The 19,165-nt window shown below is 69.6% G+C and carries 19 protein-coding genes; 16 read left to right on the top strand and 3 right to left on the bottom strand.

The genetic code is table 11. The features are described from left to right. Positions 1-111: 111 nt before the first annotated feature. Together ACFOD4_RS08570 and ACFOD4_RS08565 are read right to left on the bottom strand one after the other, a co-directional pair. Positions 112-2,685 (bottom strand): heavy metal translocating P-type ATPase, encoded by a 2,574-nt coding sequence (locus tag ACFOD4_RS08570; RefSeq protein WP_456316881.1) that lies wholly within the window; start codon positions 2,683-2,685, stop codon positions 112-114. A 98-nt stretch (positions 2,686-2,783) separates the two neighbouring features. Next, on the bottom strand, positions 2,784-2,990 hold the full coding sequence (locus ACFOD4_RS08565) for a heavy-metal-associated domain-containing protein (protein ID WP_379595592.1): 207 nt from the start codon (positions 2,988-2,990) through the stop codon (positions 2,784-2,786). 453 nt (positions 2,991-3,443) lie between these two features. Here ACFOD4_RS08565 and ACFOD4_RS08560 point away from each other — a divergent pair, with 453 nt between their 5' ends. The 9 genes from ACFOD4_RS08560 (at position 3,444) to ACFOD4_RS08520 (ending at position 10,825) form a co-directional block, all read left to right on the top strand. Then, positions 3,444-4,037 (top strand): cupredoxin domain-containing protein, encoded by a 594-nt coding sequence (locus ACFOD4_RS08560; protein ID WP_379595590.1) that lies wholly within the window; start codon positions 3,444-3,446, stop codon positions 4,035-4,037. A 43-nt stretch (positions 4,038-4,080) separates the two neighbouring features. Further along, positions 4,081-6,039, top strand: coding sequence for a copper resistance system multicopper oxidase (locus tag ACFOD4_RS08555; protein WP_379595589.1), 1,959 nt, complete (start codon positions 4,081-4,083; stop codon positions 6,037-6,039). Between the two features lie 5 nt (positions 6,040-6,044). After that, positions 6,045-6,803: a copper resistance protein B gene (locus ACFOD4_RS08550; RefSeq protein ID WP_379595588.1), complete on the top strand. Its 759-nt coding sequence runs from the start codon at positions 6,045-6,047 to the stop codon at positions 6,801-6,803. A gap of 8 nt (positions 6,804-6,811) precedes the next feature. Then, positions 6,812-7,264: a plastocyanin/azurin family copper-binding protein gene (locus ACFOD4_RS08545; RefSeq protein WP_379595586.1), complete on the top strand. Its 453-nt coding sequence runs from the start codon at positions 6,812-6,814 to the stop codon at positions 7,262-7,264. Then, positions 7,245-8,012: a response regulator gene (locus tag ACFOD4_RS08540; protein ID WP_379596061.1), complete on the top strand. Its 768-nt coding sequence runs from the start codon at positions 7,245-7,247 to the stop codon at positions 8,010-8,012. The genes ACFOD4_RS08545 and ACFOD4_RS08540 overlap by 20 nt, the downstream gene beginning before the upstream one ends. Further along, positions 8,009-9,244 (top strand): ATP-binding protein, encoded by a 1,236-nt coding sequence (locus tag ACFOD4_RS08535; protein WP_379595584.1) that lies wholly within the window; start codon positions 8,009-8,011, stop codon positions 9,242-9,244. Before ACFOD4_RS08540 ends, ACFOD4_RS08535 begins: the two co-directional genes overlap by 4 nt. A 10-nt stretch (positions 9,245-9,254) precedes the next feature. Continuing rightward, positions 9,255-9,728, top strand: a complete 474-nt coding sequence (locus ACFOD4_RS08530) for a DUF411 domain-containing protein (RefSeq protein WP_379595582.1) — start codon at positions 9,255-9,257, stop codon at positions 9,726-9,728. 176 nt (positions 9,729-9,904) lie between these two features. Beyond that, a complete protein-coding gene (locus ACFOD4_RS08525) occupies positions 9,905-10,294 on the top strand; it encodes a hypothetical protein (RefSeq protein WP_379595580.1) in 390 nt (129 codons plus the stop codon). Positions 10,295-10,462: 168 nt separating this feature from the next. Continuing rightward, positions 10,463-10,825, top strand: coding sequence for a hypothetical protein (locus tag ACFOD4_RS08520; RefSeq protein WP_379595579.1), 363 nt, complete (start codon positions 10,463-10,465; stop codon positions 10,823-10,825). 91 nt (positions 10,826-10,916) lie between these two features. Here the strand turns inward: ACFOD4_RS08520 and ACFOD4_RS08515 are convergent, their stop codons facing one another. Next, positions 10,917-11,120 (bottom strand): heavy-metal-associated domain-containing protein, encoded by a 204-nt coding sequence (locus ACFOD4_RS08515; protein WP_379595577.1) that lies wholly within the window; start codon positions 11,118-11,120, stop codon positions 10,917-10,919. 164 nt (positions 11,121-11,284) lie between these two features. Here ACFOD4_RS08515 and ACFOD4_RS08510 point away from each other — a divergent pair, with 164 nt between their 5' ends. From ACFOD4_RS08510 to ACFOD4_RS08480, 7 genes are all read left to right on the top strand, one after another. After that, a complete protein-coding gene (locus ACFOD4_RS08510; protein ID WP_379595576.1) occupies positions 11,285-13,642 on the top strand; it encodes a heavy metal translocating P-type ATPase in 2,358 nt (785 codons plus the stop codon). Between the two features lie 185 nt (positions 13,643-13,827). After that, a complete protein-coding gene (locus ACFOD4_RS08505; protein WP_379595575.1) occupies positions 13,828-14,205 on the top strand; it encodes a copper resistance CopC family protein in 378 nt (125 codons plus the stop codon). Beyond that, positions 14,202-15,092: a CopD family protein gene (locus ACFOD4_RS08500; protein WP_379595574.1), complete on the top strand. Its 891-nt coding sequence runs from the start codon at positions 14,202-14,204 to the stop codon at positions 15,090-15,092. The genes ACFOD4_RS08505 and ACFOD4_RS08500 overlap by 4 nt, the downstream gene beginning before the upstream one ends. Positions 15,093-15,244: 152 nt before the next feature. After that, a complete protein-coding gene (locus tag ACFOD4_RS08495; RefSeq protein WP_379595572.1) occupies positions 15,245-15,493 on the top strand; it encodes a DUF2933 domain-containing protein in 249 nt (82 codons plus the stop codon). Between the two features lie 777 nt (positions 15,494-16,270). After that, positions 16,271-16,594, top strand: coding sequence for a four-helix bundle copper-binding protein (locus ACFOD4_RS08490; RefSeq protein WP_379595571.1), 324 nt, complete (start codon positions 16,271-16,273; stop codon positions 16,592-16,594). Between the two features lie 99 nt (positions 16,595-16,693). Further along, positions 16,694-18,193 (top strand): calcium-binding protein, encoded by a 1,500-nt coding sequence (locus tag ACFOD4_RS08485; RefSeq protein WP_379595569.1) that lies wholly within the window; start codon positions 16,694-16,696, stop codon positions 18,191-18,193. A gap of 178 nt (positions 18,194-18,371) precedes the next feature. After that, positions 18,372-19,157 carry an ABC transporter permease gene (locus ACFOD4_RS08480; protein WP_379595568.1) on the top strand — a complete coding sequence of 262 codons (786 nt, stop codon included), beginning with the start codon at positions 18,372-18,374 and terminating at the stop codon, positions 19,155-19,157. Positions 19,158-19,165 lie beyond the last annotated feature (8 nt).

Below are 19,165 nucleotides of genomic sequence, written 5' to 3'. Positions count from 1 at the left end.
GTGTCCGGTCCTGAAGGTGGGGTTTCCCATCATGGGAAGGTCAAGGCTCCCCGATGCGGCCGTTACATCCCCTGGGACCGTGACCTTCCGTATGGCTCGGTGCCGTGCCGATCACGCCGCTACGGGAGCAGCGTCGGTGGCGGTCGGCTTAGCATGGTGGCTCGCGGCCTCCGCAGGCGGGCGGAATCCCCGCAGGCGCAGCGCATTGGTGAGCACGAAGACGCTGGAGACACCCATGGCCGCCGCCGCCAGCATGGGCGACAGCAGCACGCCGGACACCGGGTACAGCACACCGGCCGCCACCGGGATCAGCGCCGTGTTGTAGGCGAAGGCCCAGAACAGGTTCTGGCGGATGTTGCGCATCGTCGCCTGCGAGAGGGCGATCGCGTTCGGCACGCCCCGCAGGTCGCCCGACATCAGAACCACGTCCGCGCTCTCGATCGCGATGTCCGTGCCCGTGCCGATGGCGAGCCCCACATCCGCGGCGGCGAGCGCGGGCGCGTCATTGATGCCATCGCCCACGAAGGCGACCTTGCGCTGTCCACCCGCCTTCAGGCGCTCCACCACGGCCACCTTGCCGTCCGGCAGCACCTCCGCCTCCACCTCGTCGATGCCGAGGCGGCGGGCGATGGCTTCCGCGGTGCGCCGGTTGTCGCCGGTGACCATCGCCACCTTGAGGCCGAGCCGGTGCAGCGCCTCCACGGCCGCGGGCGTCGTTTCCTTGATCGGGTCGGCAACGGCGATGGCCGCCGCGAGCCGTCCGTCCACGGCGGCATAGAGTGGCGTCTTGCCCTCGTCGGCGAGACGTGCCGCCGCTTCGGTGAAGGCAGCCAGGTCATGCCCGAGGCGGACCATGTAGCGGTCGGCGCCGACCTCGACCCGACGCCCGCCGACAGTTGCGGCCACGCCATAGCCCGGGATGGCTTCGAAGGCATCTGCCACGGGGAGAGCCAGCCCGCGCTGCCGGGCCGCCTCAACGATGGCCTCCGCCACCGGATGCTCGGAACGCGCCTCGACAGCGGCGACCAGCGCGAGAACCTCGGCTTCGGCGATGCCCGGAGCGGGCACCAGGTCGGTCAACTCGGGGCGGCCCTTGGTCAGCGTCCCCGTCTTGTCCACCGCCACGACCTGGGCGTCCCGCAGGGTCTGCAAAGCCTCGCCCTTGCGGAACAGCACCCCCAACTCGGCCGCCCGCCCTGTCCCGACCATGATGGAGGTCGGCGTGGCCAGTCCCATGGCGCAGGGGCAGGCGATGATCAGCACGGCCACGGCATTGACGAGGGCAAAGGTCAGCGCCGGGTCGGGACCGAAGACGAGCCAGACCGCGAAAGTGAGGGCAGCCGCCGCCATCACGGCCGGGACGAACCACATGGTCACCCGGTCCACCATGGCCTGGATCGGCAGCTTGGAGCCCTGCGCGGATTCCACCATGCGCACGATCTGGGCCAGCACCGTGTCGGCGCCGACCGCGGTCGCACGGAAGCGGAAGGAGCCGGTCTTGTTCACGGTTCCCCCGACGACGGACGCGCCCGCCTCCTTCCGGACCGGCACCGGCTCACCGGTGACCATGCTCTCATCCACGAAGGAGGCGCCGTCCAGCACCTCGCCGTCCACGGGCAGCCGCTCGCCAGGCCGGACCAGCACAATGTCGCCCGCTCCCACTGCGGCCACCGGAAGCTCCACGGTCTCGCCGCCGCGCTCCACCCGCGCGGTCTTGGCCTGGAGGCCCATCAGGCGCTTGATCGCCTCCGAGGTGCGCCCCTTGCTGCGGGCCTCCAGGAAGCGTCCGAGCAGGATGAGCGTGACGATGACAGCCGATGCCTCGTAGTAGACGTTGCGCGCGTCGGCTGGCAGCAGGCTGGGCGCGAAGGTGGCGACCGTCGAGTAGATCCAGGCGGCACCCGTGCCGAGCGCCACCAGGGAGTTCATGTCGGGGCCGCCGCGCAGCAGGTTGGGCCAGCCCTTCCGGTGGAAGCGCAGCCCCGGGCCGAAGACCACCAGGGTCGCCAGCCCGAACTGGAGGTACCAGGCGGCCTCCATGCCGATGCTGGCCGCGATCCATTCGTGCACCCCGGGAACGAAGTGGCTGCCCATTTCCAGCAGGAAAAGCGGTGCCGTCAGCACGGCGGCCAGCATCGTGGCGCGCCAGAGGGAGGAGAGTTCGCGTTCGCGTGCCTCGCGCTCACGGTCCACCCGGGTATCGGCGGTCTCAAGGGCGGTGCGGCGGGCCTCGTAGCCAACGCGGCGCGCGGCCGCTTCCAGGCTGGTGGCCTCCACGGCCCCGCGCGCATGACGCACGAGGGCGCGCTCGGTCGCCAGGTTCACCGAGGCTTCCAGGACGCCCGGCACGGCCTTGAGCGCCCGCTCGACCCGGCCGACGCAGGAGGCGCAGGTCATTCCCTCGATGGATAGTTCCGTCGTCTCCTCGAGCACGGCGTAGCCTGCACGGTCAACCGCCGCGAGAACCGCCGGGAGGTCGGGCCGCCCGGCGAAGCGGAGGTCCGCGCGTTCGGTAGCAAGATTGACCGTGGCCTGGGTGATCCCTGGAACCTTGGCCAGGGCACGCTCCACACGGCCGACACAGGACGCGCAGGTCATCCCCTCGATGGGTAATGACAAGGCACTGCCAGCCTCCTGCGCGCCAGCCCGGCGGACCGGCGGCGCGGCGTTGGTGTCCGGAGCCATGATTTTTTCCTCTGTGAATCTGGTCGCCGCCCCGAGGGGAAGCTTACGGTGCGGCGGCGCCAGGCCTGCGGAGCCTGCCGCAGGCCCGGACCTGCTCGTCAGGCCGCCAGTCGCTCGCTCTTCCAGCCCGCTTCGCGGAGGGCGCGGTCCAGAGTGTCGGCGTCCACGGCCTTGGTCTCGACGGCAACTTCGCGTTGCTCGAGATCGACTTGGATCACGGCGTCCGGGTCCACCTCACGCACGGTGGCCGTCACGCCTTTGGCGCAGCCGCCACAGGCCATGTTCGGGATCCTGAAGCGCAGCATGGGTATCTCCTTCGTGGTGCGTTCGCCGTGAAGGTGGGGTTTCCCATCCTGGGAAGGTCAACCCACGACCGTGTGGAAGTCAGCGTGTGCATTCGGGGCGACGGATGCCGCTGCAACTGGACGGAGGTGATCTCGCAGATCTCGCGGAGGTCTGCGATCCTGGAGCGCAGGGCCGCCTCCGAGGCGCTGCCAAGCTGGGGCAACCCTGCGGCCTCGCCGCCGTGGACGCACATGCCAAGTCGCTGCCCCAGGCCGTTGGTCGCCCAGGCCGGTCTCTGATCGGCGCGGCGCTGCTGAACTGGGGACAGCCTATTCCCATGCTGCGCCGCAACCTGAAATATCTTGTCACACTTGGGCAATCTTCGGCTCGCACTCGGCCGCCATCCTGGTTCCATCGACCTTGGGCGTGGGCTTGGACCTTCCCGCGCCTGCACCGATTGGGGAAGCTCACCGATGCGCCTTGCCACCTCTGTCGCGGCCGCCGCCCTGGCCCTCTTCGCCGCCACGGCACTACCCCAGCCCGCCGCCGCGGACGCGGCCTACCAGGCATTCGGCGCCCGTGGCCGAGCCCAGGATGTCAAGCGGACGATCGACATCGTCATGCGGGACAACAGCTACCAGCCGCAGCGCATCCAGGTCCGCGCTGGCGAAACCGTCCGCTTCCGCGTGCGCAACGCGGGCGAGCTGCTGCACGAGTTCAACATCGGCACCGCCGCCATGCACCAGCAGCACCAGCGCGAGATGCAGGCCATGTTCGAGAGCGGCATGATGTCTGCCACCAGCAAGGACGCCATGGCGGGCATGGACCACTCCAAGATGCCCGGCATGAACCACGGCGCCATGGGTCACGGTGGCATGAGCCACGGTAGCATGAACCATGGGTCGGCACCGATGCGCCACGACGATCCGAACGCGGTCCTGGTCGATCCCGGCAAGACCGAGGAGATGGTCTTCAAGTTCACCAAGGCCACCACGCTGGAGTTCGCCTGCAACATCCCGGGTCACTACGAGTCCGGCATGGTGGGCAGCGTCACCTTCTCGCGCTGACCGCTGGGACACGCCGCGTGCGTCGCGGCCAAGGAATGGAACGATGACAAGCAACAAGCTGAGCAGGCGGCAGGCGCTGGGACTGGGTGTCGCCGCCCTGGCGTTCCCGGCCGCGTCCGGCGCCCTGGCGCAGCCCGCCATCGGCCGGGCGATGCCACGCGAGTTCAACCTGACCCTGTCCCATGTCACGGCCAACATCACCGGGCGCCGCCGCCCGGCCATGGCCATCAACGGGCAGATCCCAGGTCCGGTTCTGCACTTCCGCGAGGGCGAGGAGGTGGTGATCAACGTCGCCAACCGCCTCCGCGAGCACACCTCCATCCACTGGCACGGCCTGATCCTGCCGAGCGGCCAGGACGGCGTTCCCGGCATCAGCGACGGTTTCCAGGGTATCGACGCGGGCGCGACGCACCAGTACCGCTTCCCACTCGTGCAGGCCGGGACCTACTGGTACCACAGCCACTCGGGCGTGCAGGAGCAGTCCGGCATCTACGGGTCCATCGTCATCGACCCCGCGACGCCGGAACCCTTCGGCTACGACCGCGACTACATCATCCAGTTGTCGGACTGGACCGACGAGACGCCGAGCCACGTCATCGCCAACCTCAAGCGCGACCCCGGCTACTACAACTACAACAAGCGCACCTTGGCCAGCCTGATCGGTGAGCTCCGCCGCGCGCCGGACGCCGCCGCCCGTTCGGCCATCGTCTCTGACCGCATCATGTGGGGCGACATGCGGATGGACCCCACCGACATCGAGGATGTCGGCGGCTACACCTACCTGGTCAACGGCCACACCCCGGCGCAGAACTTCACCTCGCTGTTCCGGCCGGGCGAGACGGTGCGCCTGCGCTTCATCAACAGCGGCGCCATGACGCATTTCGACGTGCGCATCCCGGGGCTCGAGATGACCGTGGTGCAGGCGCACGGCAACAATGTCCGGCCGGTTACGGTGGACGAGTTCCGCATCGCCCCGGCCGAGACCTTCGACGTGCTGGTCCGCCCGCGCGACGGGCGCCAGTACCAGGTGCTGGCCGAGACCATGGGCCGCCAGGGCTTCGCGCAGTTCAGCCTGGCCACCCAGGAGGGCCTGCCCGCCCTGCCGCTGCCGCCGCATCGGGCGCGGCCGGTGCTGACCATGGCGGACATGGGCATGAACTACGGACCCAAGGGCTTGGACCGCGGCACGCCGATGCCGGAGGTGGACGCGCCCGGCCATGTGGCGCCGATGGATATGGGCGGCATGGACCACTCCGCCATGCAGGCGCCCGCCGGAGGCTCCCAGGGCATGCAGCACGGCTCCACCGGCGGCATGAACCATGGCAGCATGGCCGGGATGGACCACTCGGGCATGGCCGGGATGAACCATGCCGGGATGGCTGGCATGAACCACGGTGCCATGGGCGGCATGGACCACAGCGCCATGAGCCACGGCAACATGCCCGGCATGAACCACGGCCCCACGGGCGGCGCGGCGGCAGGCGGCATGGATCATGCGGCCATGGGCCACGGCGGCATGGCGATGCCGGACCCCCTGGTGAACAACGTCGGCGCCCCGCCAGGCGCCCGCGTGCTGTCCTACCGAGACCTCCGCGCCGCCAAGCCGCTCTACCCGGTGCGCGAGCCGACCCGCACCATCGAGATCCGGCTGACCGGCAACATGGAGCGGTACATCTGGTCCATCAACGGCAACAGCTTCAGCCAGGCGCAGCCCATCCAGCTTCACCTCGGCGAGCGAGCGCGCTTCCGCTTTACGAACGAGACCATGATGAACCACCCGATGCACCTGCACGGCGTGTGGATGATGCCCCAGGTGGGCAACGGCGCTGAGAACCCGCTGCTCCACACCGTCAACATCAAGCCCGGAACGACGCTCGACGTGGACATCGAGGCCGACGCGCCTGGTGGCTGGGCCTTCCACTGCCACATGCTCTACCACATGGAGACCGGGATGATGCGCAAGGTGGAAATCGTCGCGCCCCGTACGGCCGCGGCGCGGTGATGGCCATGAAAGCCAGGAGCATCCTGACCGCCGCCGCCTTCCTGGCCGTCCTGACCTTGGGTGCCCTCCAGGCCGCACCCGCGCAGGCCCAGGCGATGCACCACAGCACCGAGCCGCCCTTCAGCCACGAGATCTACACTGGCGCGGTGCTGTTCGAGAAGCTGGAGTACGGCTGGGGGCTGGACGGGCCCAATGTTGGCCGCTGGGACGGCCAGGCCTGGTACGGCGGCGACGTCAACCGCGTCTGGCTGAAAACCGAGGGCGAGACGGCGCGGAACGGCCGGGTCGAGAGCGCCGAGATCCAACTGCTCTATTCCCGCCTGCTCAGCTACTACTGGGACTTCCAGGCCGGTGTCCGCTACGACATCCGTCCGCAGCCGGACCGCTTCTACGGCGTCATCGGCTTGCAGGGGTTGGCGCCTGGCATGTTCGAGGTCGACGTCCAGGGCTTCGTCAGCGAGAGGGGCGACCTGTCGGCGCGCGCCGAGGTGTCGTACGACGCCTACATCACGCAGCGCCTGGTGCTCCAGCCCAATGTGGAGGCCAACTTCGCCCTCCAGAAGGTGCCCGAGCTCGATATCGGCAGCGGCATCAACGACGTCGAGGCCGGGCTGCGCCTGCGCTACGAGTTCACCCGCGAGGTCTCGCCCTACATCGGTGTCAGCTACGAGCGGAAGCTGGGTGACACGGCGCGCTACGCCCGCAACGAGGGCGAGGACGTGGACGGATGGACCTTCCTGACCGGCATCCGGCTGTTCTTCTGAGGCCAAGCATGATGATCCGCACCACGCTGACCGTGCTGCTGGCGATGACCGGGATGGCCGCCGCCGAACCCGCGGTGACGGTCCGGGAGCTGAACCGAGGCCCCGTGGCGGGGGAGACCTTTGCCTACGACCCCGCCCTGGTGCGGGTGCCAGTGGGCGGCTCCGTCCGCTTCGAGCCCACCGACAAGGGTCACAACGTCGCCCCCATCCCGTCGCTCTGGCCCGCCGGGGCGCCGCCGCTCAACGTGCCGTTCAACAGCGACGCCACGGTGACCTTCGAGCGGCCCGGCGTTTACCCCGTGCAATGCACGCCCCACACTGGGTTGGGCATGGTGGCGCTGATTGTGGTGGGAGACGCCGATATGACCGAGTTCGCAGCGAAGGCTGCATCCGCCCCTGGGCTGGCGCCAAAGGCGCGGGCGAAGCTTGGTGCCCTTGCCGGTGCCGCCGGTCAGTCCTGACCACGAGCGGGAGGGGCGGAGCAGTCCGCTCCCCCCTGAGGCCCACATCCTCGTCGTCGAGGATGACGGGGAGATGCGCACGCTCATCGCCAAGCTGCTGCGCCAGAACGGCTTCCGGGTCACCGGGGCGCGGAACGGCGCCGAGATGTGGGACACCATGGCGCTGTCCCCGGTGGACCTCATTCTGCTGGACGTGATGCTGCCTGGCCAGTCCGGGCTCGACCTGTGTCGGATGCTGCGCGCGAAGTCGGAGGTCCCCATCATCATGGTGACGGCCCGCGGCGAGGAAACCGACCGGGTTGTGGGCCTGGAACTCGGCGCCGACGACTACCTACCCAAGCCCTTCAGCCGCCCCGAGCTCCTGGCCCGCATCCGGGCCGTGCTGCGGCGCGCGCAGGCGGGCGCGAACCGGACGGGCATGGTCAGCGGCGACCGCATGGTGTTCGCCGACTGGACGCTCGACACCCGGCGGCGTGAGCTGGCGGCGCCGGACGGCTCGGCGGTCGACCTGTCGAGCGGCGAGTACGACCTGCTGCTGGCCTTCTGCGAGCACCCGCAGCGCGTCCTGTCGCGCGACCAGTTGCTGGACCTCGCCCGCAACCGGATCTCGGACAGCATCGACCGCTCGGTGGACGTCATGGTGAGCCGCCTCCGCCGCAAGCTGGAGCCGCTGCCCGACAGCCCCGCCATCATCAAGACCATCCGCGGCGCGGGCTACATGTTCGTCCCCTCGGTCGCCCGCCGATGAAGCGGCTGCTGCCCAGCACCCTGGCGGGCCGCATCATCCTGGTGCTGCTGGTCGGCCTGATGGCCTTCCACGTCGGCAGCCTGTGGCTGCACCAGACAGGCAGCGACATCCTCCTGGGCAGCACGCAGCAGAAGGTGACCGGCGAGCGGGTCGCCGCCGCCGCCCGCGCCATCGGCATGGTGCCGCCCGATGCCCGCGGGGCCGTGGCGCAGGCCCTGTCATCCCCGGGCTTCCAGGTGCGCTGGCAGGCTGGCCCTGCCGCGGGGGCCACAGGCATCCAGGACCTCCCGCACACGGGCCACGTGGAGGCGGAAGGCGCGGTCAGCCTGCCGGACGGCAGCCATCTCTGGTACCACGCCGACCCGCTGCAAGCGCAGCCGGAACACGCCACGCTGCTCTCCACCACAGCGATGGCGCTGGGCATTCTGGTGCTGGGGTTGCTGGTGGTGCGCCTCATCGCCCGCCCGCTGCGGGAACTCTCCGCCGCCGCCGACCGCATCGGCAGGCCGGGGCAGACGGTCACCGTCCCCGAGGAGGGGCCCCGCGAGGTGCGGCAGGCGGCGCAGGCGTTCAACCGCATGCAGGCGCGCATCGACCGCCTCATCGCCGACCGGACGCAGGCGCTGGCGGCGGTCAGCCACGACCTCCGCACGCCCCTGGCGCGCCTGCGCCTGCGGGCGGGCTTCCTGGACGACGCCGAGGCGCAGAAGCAGATCGACGCCGACCTCGACGAGATGGACGCCATGATCGGCTCCACGCTGGCCTACCTGCGGGGTGACGAGGAGCAGGAGGAGGTCCGCTCCGCCGACATCGCCGCGATGCTCCAGACGCTCTGCGGCGATGCCGAGGACATGGGCAAGGCGGTGTCCTATGACGGGCCGCCGCAGGCGCGGTTGCCTTGCCGGGCCATCGCGCTCAAGCGTGCCTTCGCCAACGTCATCGACAACGCGGTGAAGTATGGCACCTCGGCCCGGGTGATGCTGGCTGACAAGGGACGGGAACTCGTGGTCCACGTCGACGATGCGGGTCCAGGGGTACCGGAGGACAAGCTCGAGAGCGTCTTCCAGCCTTTCTACCGCCTCGAGGAATCCCGCAACCGTGGTACCGGCGGCTCCGGCCTCGGGCTGGCCATCGCGCGCCAGGCGGTCGGCCGCCACGGAGGCTCGGTGACGCTCCAGAACCTCGCGGGCGGAGGGCTGCGCGCCAGCATCCGCCTGCCCAGACCAGCCTAGGAGCGCGAGCATGCGTACCGCCACCACCCGCCGAACCCTCACCACCGGCCTGCTGGGGTTGGCCCTGCTGCCCGCGGCGTGCAGTGGTCCACCCAAGGCCGAAGCGTGGCGGGACCGCACCTGCGGCTGCTGCGGCGGCTGGGTCGAGCACCTGCGGGCCGAGGGCTTCGAAGTCGAGGACAAGGTGGTGGATGCGGTCGCGCCCTACCGTCAGGCGCTCGGCACACCCTCGGACCTGCTCTCTTGCCATGCCGGGAAGATTGGTCGCTACGCCATGGAGGGCCATGTCCCCGCCACGGCCATCCGGCGCCTGCTCAAGGAGGCGCCCGGCGACATTGCGGGCCTCTCCGTGCCCGCCATGCCGATAGGCGTGCCCGGCATGGAGGTGGCGGGCGCCGAGCCGTCGGCCTACGACGTCGTCGCCTTCCGCCGCGACGGAACTTGGCGCCCCTGGATGCGGTTCCGCGGTCTGGAGGCCGTGTGAGCGCGGTCGCCGTCCCCGTTCGCGGCAGGCCATCCGGGGGCTTGCCGTCACCCCGCGCCGCGCACCGCGCGCCGGTCAGGCCCCCTGGCCCCCGACCCGCCGTGCCGCGTCGTCACCCCGGCTGGCCGCACCAGGCCGGGGCACCTGCGGAACCCCTGCCACCCCAAGGAGGACACATGGTCCACATCACATCGAAGGCGATCGGCAAGGTCGCCTTGGCCGCCACGCTGCTGCTGGGCGTCGCCGCCTGCGCGCAGCCCGGCGGCCCTCCGGCGGCGACCCCGACCTCGTCGCAGATGTCCTTGCCGCCGACATCGACCACGCCGCCGGGCTCATCCGCTGGTCAGGGCAACATGGGGTCCATGCCCGGCCACAACATGTCCGGCATGCAAGGCCACAACATGGGCAGCATGCAGGGCCAGGGCATGCAGGGCCACAACATGGGTGGCATGAACATGCAGCAGATGATGCAGCACTGCCAGCAGATGCGGGCCCAGGCCCAACGAGGCACGCTCTCGCCGGACATGCAGCAGATGATGCAGCACTGCCAGATGATGAACCACTGACTGGCGGGGCGGAGCACCTCAGGGCGCTCCGCTCGTCCTGTTTACCAGAGCCGCGGACGCGCGGACGCGCTGTCATCAAATGAAAGATTGCCGTAAGCGGGCTGAAACACTGGCAGCACATCTTCCTGGGGCCGGACCGAAACGGCAACCTTGATTGAGGAGCTCGCCATGACGCCGCGCATCCAGTTCACGCTTTTCGCCCTTTCCCTCGTCGCGGCTACTGCCGCTTTCGCCGCAGGCGCTCAAGCCAGTGGTCCCATCGAGGTCATCGGCCAAGGGGAAAACTTCGCTGTCTCATACCCGCCCGACCATGACGAGAACGTCGTCGGCGGTGGACGTGCGGAAATTGTCGGCCGCGGTGAGAACCTGCGGATCCGCTACCTGAATCCCGCAGCCGCGCACCCGGTACCTGGCATTCCCGTCCCGACGGGCGGCGAGTCCGGCGGCGTCGCCTACGTCCAGCCTGACCACCACTACGGTGCCCGAACGGCCGAGATGATGCGCCACCCCCATGTCCGCCACCACATGTAGGCGTCGCAGGCCGTGGAGGCCGCAACAGCATCACCGCCGGGGCCAGCCACCCCGGCGGACGTTCAAATCAGCATCCGGCGTATCAGGACGCTTACGCGGCCGCAGCCTGGTTGGCGTACCCTGCTTCCTGGATAGCGGCGGTGAGCTCGGCCTGAGGCAGCGTGGAGCTCACGGTGACCCGCTTGGTCTCGATGTCCGCGCTGAACTCAGCCGAGGCATCCTTGGCCCTGACGGCGCGCTCCACCTTCTTGGCGCAGCCGCTGCATTTCATCCCGGGGACGTCGAAGCGGTACATCGTGCTCTCCTCGTCGGTGACCGCCCCACAGGTTGGGTTTGCCATCATGGCAAGGTCAAGGGCGGAGCCGTCCCGGCTGCGTGCCTTGACCTTCCTACAAGGGGAAGCCCTACCTCGGAGAGCATGGGAACGGTGAGCCCTGGAACCGCGGAAAGGCCCTCGAGATGGACGAGCACCACCACCACCATGGTCACGGCGCCCATACGCCAGCCAAGGATGACCGGACGACGGCGCACGACCCTGTCTGCGGGATGGCGGTCGACCCGGCCAAGACGCCGCACCACGCGCAGCACGGCGGCGCCTCCTTCCACTTCTGCTCGGCGGGCTGCAAGTCGAAGTTCGAGGCCGACCCGCGCAAGTACCTGAAGGCGGAGAAGGCGGCCCCGCCGTCGGCGGCGGAGAAGGCCGCCACCTACACCTGCCCGATGCACCCGGAGGTCCGCCAGCAGGGGCCGGGCAACTGCCCCATCTGCGGCATGGCCCTGGAGCCGCTGGAGGTCACCGCCGAGGCCGCACCCAACGAGGAACTCGCCGACATGACACGGCGGTTCTGGATCGGCCTCGTGCTGACCCTTCCCATCCTTGTCCTGGAGATGGGCTCGCACATCCCCGGTCTCGACCTGCACCACCTGGTGCCACCCAGGGTGTCCGTGTGGCTTCAGTTCCTCTTCGGGACGCCCGTGGTGCTGTGGGCGGGCTGGCCGTTCTTCGTGCGCGGCTGGCAGTCGGTGGTGAACCGCAGCCTGAACATGTTCAGCCTGATCGCGCTCGGCACCGGCGCCGCCTACCTCTACAGCCTGGTCGCGACCTTCCTGCCCGGGGTCTTCCCGGACGGCTTCCGCGGCATGGACGGCACGGTCGCCGTCTACTTCGAGGCGGCGGCCGTCATCACGGTGCTCGTCCTGCTCGGCCAGGTGCTGGAGTTGCGCGCCCGCGAGCAGACCGGCGGTGCCATCCGCGCCCTGCTGAACATGGCGCCCAAGACGGCGCGGCGCCTCAACAAGAACGGCGACGACGAGGAGATCCCGCTGGCCGAGGTGCATGTCGGCGACTGGCTGCGCGTGCGGCCCGGCGACAGCGTGCCGGTGGACGGCGAGGTGCTGGAAGGCAGCGGCGCCGTGGACGAGTCCATGGTCACCGGGGAATCCTTGCCGGTGGAGAAGGCGCCCGGCGCCAAGGTCATCGGTGGCACGGTGAACGGCACCGGCGCATTGGTGATGCGGGCGGACAAGGTGGGCTCCGACACCATGCTGTCGCGCATCGTCGCCATGGTCGCCGAGGCGCAGCGCAGCCGGGCGCCCATCCAGCGCATGGCCGACACCGTGTCCGGCTACTTCGTCCCGGCGGTCATCGCCATTGCCGCCGCTGCCTTCGTAGTCTGGGCGGTCTGGGGTCCGAGCCCGGCACTCTCCTACGGGCTGATCGCCGCCGTCTCGGTGCTCATCATCGCCTGCCCTTGCGCGCTGGGCCTGGCCACGCCCATGAGCATCATGGTCGGCGTCGGCAAGGGCGCGTCCGCGGGCGTGCTCATCAAGAACGCCGAGGCGCTCGAGCACATGGAGAAGGTCGACACCCTGGTGGTGGACAAGACCGGCACCCTGACCGAGGGCAGGCCGAAGGTCGTGGCCGTGGTTCCGGCGCCGGGCCTGACCGAGGCCGTGGTGCTGCCGCTCGCCGCCAGCCTGGAGCGGTCCAGCGAGCATCCGTTGGCGGCCGCCGTCGTGGCTGCGGCCAAGGAGCGCGGCGTGGCCTTCGGCGAGCCTGCCGACTTCGCCTCCGTCACCGGCAAGGGCGTGACCGGCATCGTTGGCGGGCGCCAGGTCGCGTTGGGCAACGCGCGGCTGATGCAGGAGCTCGGCGTCGACCTCGGCGGCCTTGCCGCCAAGGCCGACGAACTGCGGCGCGAAGGCGGCACGGCGTTGTTCCTGGCGGTGGATGGCCAGCCGGGCGGCATCATCGCGGTGGCCGACCCGGTCAAGCAGAGCACGCCTGCGGCACTGGAGAGCCTGCGCGGCGAAGGCATCCACATCGTCATGCTGACGGGCGACAACCGCACGACGGCGGAGGCGGTGGCCAAGAAGCTCGGCATCGACGAGTTCCAGGGCGACGTGCTGCCCGAGGACAAGCACCGCATCGTTCGGGAGCTCCGGGCCAAGGGCAAGGTCGTCGCCATGGCGGGGGACGGCGTCAACGATGCCCCGGCGCTGGCGGAGGCCGATGTTGGCATCGCCATGGGCACCGGGACTGACGTCGCCATGCAGAGCGCGGGTGTGACGCTGGTGAAGGGTGACCTGGCGGGCATTGCGCGGGCACGACGCCTGTCGCACGCGGTGATGCGCAACATCCGGCAGAACCTGTTCTTCGCCTTCGTCTACAACGCCGCCGGGGTGCCGTTGGCGGCGGGCGTGCTCTACCCGTTCCTTGGCCTGCTGCTCAGCCCGATCGTCGCGGCGCTGGCCATGGCACTGAGCTCGGTGTCGGTGATCGGCAACGCCTTGCGCCTGCGGACCACGCGCATCTGAATGGCGAGGCCGGGAGAACCCGGTTCAACCGAACGGCCATAGCCACGAAGCGGATCCCGGCCCAAGTCGCAGGCAGCGACAAAATGCTGGGAAACCGTGGCGGTCAGGGTGTCCACTGCCTGCTTGCTGATGGAGTTGGACCTTCGCCCGGCGGCAGGCCGCGGCGAGCACAAACAGGAGGTCTCATGCTTTCCCGCTCCGCCTTCCTCCGCCATGGCATCCTCGCCGCCGCCCTCGGCATCCTGGTATCTGGTGCCGCCTCCGCGCACGCGATGCTGCACTCGTCTGACCCACCCGACGGCGCGACGCTGGATGCCTCCCCGCGCACGCTCAACCTGGCGTTCAGCGAGGAGTGCCGCGTGACAGCGCTGCGCCTGCTCGACGAGGGCGGCCGCGAGCAGGAGGTGCGCCGCGAGGGTGGCCGGGCCGCGTCCAGCCGGGTGACCGCGACGTTGGCTGGACCCTTGCGCCCTGGCGCCTATCGGCTCGAATGGCGCGCCCTGGGCAGCGATGGTCACGTCATGAGCGGGGCGGTGCGCTTCGCGGTGACCGCCGCCCGGTGATCCTCGAGCTCCTGGGGCCCGAGCCGGATCCGCTGCGCGCCTTCTCCGTGCTGCTGCGCCTGGTCCAGTACGTCTCCTGCCTCAGCGCCGCTGGCCTCGCCATCTTCGCCATGGGCTTCGGGCGTATGCAGGAGGCCGGTGACGCCGCCGCCTGCCGCCGCCTGACCCTTGCCATGGTGGCGGCGGGGCTGGTCTCGAGCCTCGCCTGGCTGGTGGCCCAGGTCGCCCTGGCATCGGGCGACGATCCGTTCGATGCCGAGATCTGGGAGATCATGCTGGGTTCGGGTCCCGGCACGTCCGTGCTGGTCACCTGGGCGGGCCTGATTGCCGTTGCGGTGGCAACCCAGGTCGGGCGCGCAGGACTGGTGCTGGGGGCCGTCGGCGTGCTGGCGGTGACCGCGAGCTTCACGCAGGTCGGCCACACGACCCAGCACCAGCCGCGCTGGCTGCTGGCCACGGCGTTGGTGGTGCACCTGCTGGCGGCGGCCTTCTGGGCAGGCAGCCTGTGGCCCCTCGCAATTGCCTCCCGGCGGGCGGGGCCACGGGCCGCCAGCATGGTCGAGGCGTGGGCGCGGGCGGCCTCCTGGGTCGTCGCTGGCCTCGTCCTGGCTGGTGCGGCGCTGGCGTGGCTGCTGGTCGGTCAACTGGACCTGCTTGTGACCACCGCCTACGGTTGGTCTCTGCTCACCAAGGTGGCGCTGGTCGGCACCCTTCTGGGCTTTGCCGCCTGGCACCGCTTCCGGTTGACACCGGCCCTGGCGGCAGGCGCGCCGGGGTCCGGGGCACGGCTGGCGGCTTCCATCCGGTGGGAGATCGTCGTGATGGTGCTGGTGCTCTGGGCTGTCGCCGAGATGACCTCGACCAGCCCGCGCCCCGAGGGAGTATAGACTACGGTGTCCCGTGTGGCGCCCGGCGCGCCGATGCATGGGCCGCCGCTCCGTTCGAGCGGTCCAGCAGCTTACCTCCGGCGCCTTGAGCCACATCAAGGCCGAGGCGCGTGGCGGCCGTCTACGATCCAGGCGTGGGAAGGAGAACCAGAATGCATGACCATGCGGAAACGTCCTGGTGGCGCAGCCGGATGGGCGTCGTCGTCATCGGCTTTGCCTTGATCGTCGCGTTCTACGTCCTGCGGGAGCATTACGCGCATGTCTTCGGCGCACTGCCGTACCTGCTCCTGCTGGCCTGCCCGCTGATGCACCTGTTCATGCACCACGGCCATGGCGGGCACGCCGGGCATGGAGAGGCCAGTGACGAGCTGCGGCCAAGGGCGGAGCGCGGCCCGACCTAGTTGCCAAGTGCCGGTCGCGGTTGACGAGGATCTCGTCAGCCGCACTCGGCTGAGTTCCGGCGAACGTCCCGGCACCCGAAGGTGCGAGCCGCGAAAGCGTGGCCCAGCCCGCCGCCTGATGCTGCGAAGGTCGCAACCCCGTCCGGATTATCGGCTTACTGGAGGACCAGCGAAGCGGACGAACCGATGCGCCTGACGGCGAGCGCAATCCAAGCTGTACTTGTTCTGGCGCTCACCCTGTGTGTGTCCCTGTTCGCCGTGCCCGCATCGGCCCATGGCGGAGCTCAAGTGCTGTCCGCCGCATCCGTCGTCACGCAAGCGTCGTTTGATGCAGGCCAGGGCGTGCCCGCGTCTCAGGTCATGCGATCGGCCGGTCCCGCGATGAAAGGCAGAAACGCCGGGAAGAAGTGCTGCCCTGGCTGTGACGGCGACACGATGCGGCCCGGCTGCTGCACGCTGGGACATTGCGGAACCGGTATGGCGCTGCTGCCAACAACGAGGCTCCAGGCCGCACTCGTGGTCGGTGGTAGCGACTACTTCGCCATGCCGACCGCATCGGCTGCGGGCATCACCCCAGACCTTCCTTCTCCACCACCCCGATAGGGCGCTCTGAGGCGCCGCAGAGCCCCAGGGCCTGCGGAAGGCGGAGCTTGGCCGGACCGCTGCTGCGTGCGCGGAGCTGCGCCATCGCGATCCGCCCGGCTCGGGACGTCGACCTGCCGCGCAGGCCGCCCCCGCCACGAAGACACCCTTCCTTGGAGAAGCAAGATGCATCAGATGACCCCGGCCATGCAGGCCTGCATCGAGGAATGCCTGCGCTGCCACTCCACCTGCCTGGGCATGGCCATGAACCACTGCCTCGAAGCGGGCGGCAAGCATCTGGACCCGCAGCATTTCAGGCTGATGATGGCGTGCGCGACGATCTGCCAGACGTCGGCCGACATGATGCTGATCGGCACGCACCACCACAAGCACACCTGCGCCGAATGCGCAGAGATCTGCGAGGAGTGCGCCAAGAGCTGTGAGGCGGTGGGCGGCATGGAGGACTGCGCCGCACAGTGTCGGAAATGCGCCGCGTCCTGCCGCGAGATGAGCGCCTGACGCGCCTTCGCGGGCCGGGCATGCGGAACCCGGCTCGCAGCATCTCCATCGGGAGCAAAGCTTCCGGGGTACACCAAACCATTCTGATGGAGCTTCAACATGAGCAGAAACCAGCATTTCAGCAGCCTGCTCCCGGACCTCACCGACCGGGTGGCTGACACCCTGCACAGCGCGCTGGACGGACTTCACTTCGACTTCACGGCTGGTGGCCACGTCCACAACGTCACCTTCGGCGGCGATCGCGGCGACGTCCTGGGCGGCAGCAAGGGAGCCGACCTCACCTGGGGCCTGGGAGGCGACGACCGGATCGGCGGAGGCGCCATGGACGACGTCCTCCATGGCGGTCCTGGTGCCGACCTCGTCTCTGGCAACATGGGCGACGATGGGGCCGAGGGCGGCGACGGCGACGACACCCTCTACGGCGGCGCGGGCGCCGACACGCTGCTCGGCGGGGCCGGGAACGACCACCTGGATGAGGGTGACGGGCACAGCACCGTTGACGGTGGCATGGGCGACGACACCCTGATCGGCGGAGGTGGTCCGGACGCTTTCATGATCGGTCGCATGAACGGCCATGACGTCATCAAGGACTTCACCGCCGGTCCCGGCATCTTCGACCACCTGGCGGTGATGGACGGCCTCCAGTGGACGGACCTCGCCTTCGCGGACACCGCGGACGGGGTTCAGGTCACCTGGGACGGCGGTTCCGTCCTGCTGGAGGGCGTGTCCAGGTCGGACCTCGCCCAGGACGACTTCATGTTCGGCGACGCGGCCGAGTTGCCGCCCGGCCTGCGGGAGCCCGCGGGCCCCGCTGACGAGGCACCCACGCCCAGCGTCGAAGGACCCGAGATTGCCGGTGAGCCGCAGGCTGGCGCGGTGTTCGACGTCCTGGCCGACCACCTGTTCAATGGCCGCACCTTGAGCTTCGACATCGAAGGAAACGCCATTCTCCGTGGCACCGCCTGTGCCGACGCCCTGACGGGCTCGGCGGAGTCGGACACGATCTTCGGGCTGGCTGGCAACGACACCATCCTGGGCCTAGCCGGGGATGACCATCTCCAGAGCGGCGGTGGCAATGACACCGTGACGGGCGACGGCGGCATGGATCGCCTGATGGGTGAGGCTGGCGATGACAGGCTCTCGGGCGGGGCGGAGTCCGACGAGCTCATGGGCGGCGATGGCGACGACTACCTCGACGAGGGCGCCGCGCACGGCATGCTGAACGGCGGCATGGGCGACGACACCCTGGTCGGCGGCAGCGGCGCCGACGCCTTCATGGTGGGGATGGACAGCGGCCGCGACGTGGTCCTGGACTTCGAGGCGACCGGCGATGCCCAGGGCGCCTTCGACCACATCGCCTTCATGGAGGGCATCCAGCCCTCGGATGTCGTGGTGCGGGACACCGCCGAGGGCGCCCTGGTCGGCTGGGGCATGGTCGGGGACGGCACTTTCATGGGGTCCATCCTTCTCGAAGGTGTGGCCAAGGACGACCTGCGGCAGAGCGACTTCATGTTCGCCGAGGCGCCAGGCTTCGTGGAGGGCATCGGCGACTTCGGCTCCTGGTACATCTTCCCGGAGAGCGGCGGCCCCATCGCCTGACACCGGTGGGGGCTTTCCGGCCAGACTCGCCCGCTCCGCTGCGGCCGGTGCTCGCGGGCACCGGCCGCTTGACCTTCCGCGAAGCCGACGCGACCAATGTTCCCGGCGCGACGACTTCGCCAGTGCACCACGTACCCATTGCAGGGCAAGCAGCATGGCCGGGGAGACGAAGCTGACGATGTCCAAACGCCGCATGGAGGGCGTGAACTGGATCGGGGTTGCCACCCTCTACCGGCGCGAGGTTCAGCGCTTCCTTGCCGTCGCCGCGCAGACTGTCGGCGGCCCGGTCGTGAGTACCTTGCTGTTCCTCGTCGTCTTCGGCGTGGCACTGGGCCGCCACGCGCCTGCGCCGGGAGGCGTTCCCTACCTGGCCTTCATCGTCCCCGGGCTGATCATGATGGCGATCGCGCAGAATGCCTATGCCAACACCTCGTCCTCCCTGCTGGTCGCCAAGGTGCAAGGCAACATTGTCGACCTGCTGCTGGCTCCGCTCGGACCGGGCGAGTTCCTGGCGGGCCTGGTACTCGGTGGCCTGACGCGCGGTCTCATGGTCGGCGCGTTGACGGCTTGCGCCGCTTGGCTGGTCGTGCCGATGCCGTTGGCCAATCCGGCGCTTTGCCTGTTCTACGCGGCCGGGGGCGCTCTGGTGTTCTCGTTGCTCGGCGTGCTGGGCGGACTCTGGGCGCAGAAGATGGACCAGCAGGCGGCGATCACGAACTTCGTCATCGCCCCCCTGACGTTGCTATCCGGCACCTTCTACGCCGTCAGCTCCCTGCCGGAGCCGTTCCGCTCCATCGCCTACGTCGACCCCGTCTTCTACATCGTGGACGGGTTCCGGCACGGCATCACCGGCGTGACGGAGGCGCCGCTTCTGACGGGGGTGCTCGTCATCCTGTTCGCCAATGCCGTGCTCGGCATCCTCTGCCACCGGCTGCTCGCCTCGGGCTGGCGCCTGCGGCAGTGACGCGGCCC

This window comes from Teichococcus globiformis (assembly GCF_042646265.1).
GTDB lineage: Bacteria > Pseudomonadota > Alphaproteobacteria > Acetobacterales > Acetobacteraceae > Pseudoroseomonas > Pseudoroseomonas globiformis.
The sequence above is the reverse complement of the archived record's forward strand: the minus strand, read 5'-3'. Positions and strand labels throughout refer to the sequence as shown.

What these genes read in the sequence shown, in the direction of transcription:
- ACFOD4_RS08545 (WP_379595586.1), top strand. Translation starts at nt 6,812, where the DNA reads ATGATGATCCGCACCACGCTGACCGTGCTGCTGGCGATGACCGGGATG.
- ACFOD4_RS08490 (WP_379595571.1), top strand. Translation starts at nt 16,271, where the DNA reads ATGACCCCGGCCATGCAGGCCTGCATCGAGGAATGCCTGCGCTGCCAC.
- ACFOD4_RS08505 (WP_379595575.1), top strand. Translation starts at nt 13,828, where the DNA reads ATGCTTTCCCGCTCCGCCTTCCTCCGCCATGGCATCCTCGCCGCCGCC.
- ACFOD4_RS08485 (WP_379595569.1), top strand. Translation starts at nt 16,694, where the DNA reads ATGAGCAGAAACCAGCATTTCAGCAGCCTGCTCCCGGACCTCACCGAC.
- ACFOD4_RS08480 (WP_379595568.1), top strand. Translation starts at nt 18,372, where the DNA reads ATGTCCAAACGCCGCATGGAGGGCGTGAACTGGATCGGGGTTGCCACC.
- ACFOD4_RS08565 (WP_379595592.1), bottom strand. Translation starts at nt 2,990, where the DNA reads ATGCTGCGCTTCAGGATCCCGAACATGGCCTGTGGCGGCTGCGCCAAA.
- ACFOD4_RS08550 (WP_379595588.1), top strand. Translation starts at nt 6,045, where the DNA reads ATGAAAGCCAGGAGCATCCTGACCGCCGCCGCCTTCCTGGCCGTCCTG.
- ACFOD4_RS08515 (WP_379595577.1), bottom strand. Translation starts at nt 11,120, where the DNA reads ATGTACCGCTTCGACGTCCCCGGGATGAAATGCAGCGGCTGCGCCAAG.
- ACFOD4_RS08520 (WP_379595579.1), top strand. Translation starts at nt 10,463, where the DNA reads ATGACGCCGCGCATCCAGTTCACGCTTTTCGCCCTTTCCCTCGTCGCG.
- ACFOD4_RS08555 (WP_379595589.1), top strand. Translation starts at nt 4,081, where the DNA reads ATGACAAGCAACAAGCTGAGCAGGCGGCAGGCGCTGGGACTGGGTGTC.
- ACFOD4_RS08510 (WP_379595576.1), top strand. Translation starts at nt 11,285, where the DNA reads ATGGACGAGCACCACCACCACCATGGTCACGGCGCCCATACGCCAGCC.
- ACFOD4_RS08570 (WP_456316881.1), bottom strand. Translation starts at nt 2,685, where the DNA reads ATGGCTCCGGACACCAACGCCGCGCCGCCGGTCCGCCGGGCTGGCGCG.
- ACFOD4_RS08525 (WP_379595580.1), top strand. Translation starts at nt 9,905, where the DNA reads ATGGTCCACATCACATCGAAGGCGATCGGCAAGGTCGCCTTGGCCGCC.
- ACFOD4_RS08530 (WP_379595582.1), top strand. Translation starts at nt 9,255, where the DNA reads ATGCGTACCGCCACCACCCGCCGAACCCTCACCACCGGCCTGCTGGGG.
- ACFOD4_RS08560 (WP_379595590.1), top strand. Translation starts at nt 3,444, where the DNA reads ATGCGCCTTGCCACCTCTGTCGCGGCCGCCGCCCTGGCCCTCTTCGCC.
- ACFOD4_RS08495 (WP_379595572.1), top strand. Translation starts at nt 15,245, where the DNA reads ATGCATGACCATGCGGAAACGTCCTGGTGGCGCAGCCGGATGGGCGTC.
- ACFOD4_RS08535 (WP_379595584.1), top strand. Translation starts at nt 8,009, where the DNA reads ATGAAGCGGCTGCTGCCCAGCACCCTGGCGGGCCGCATCATCCTGGTG.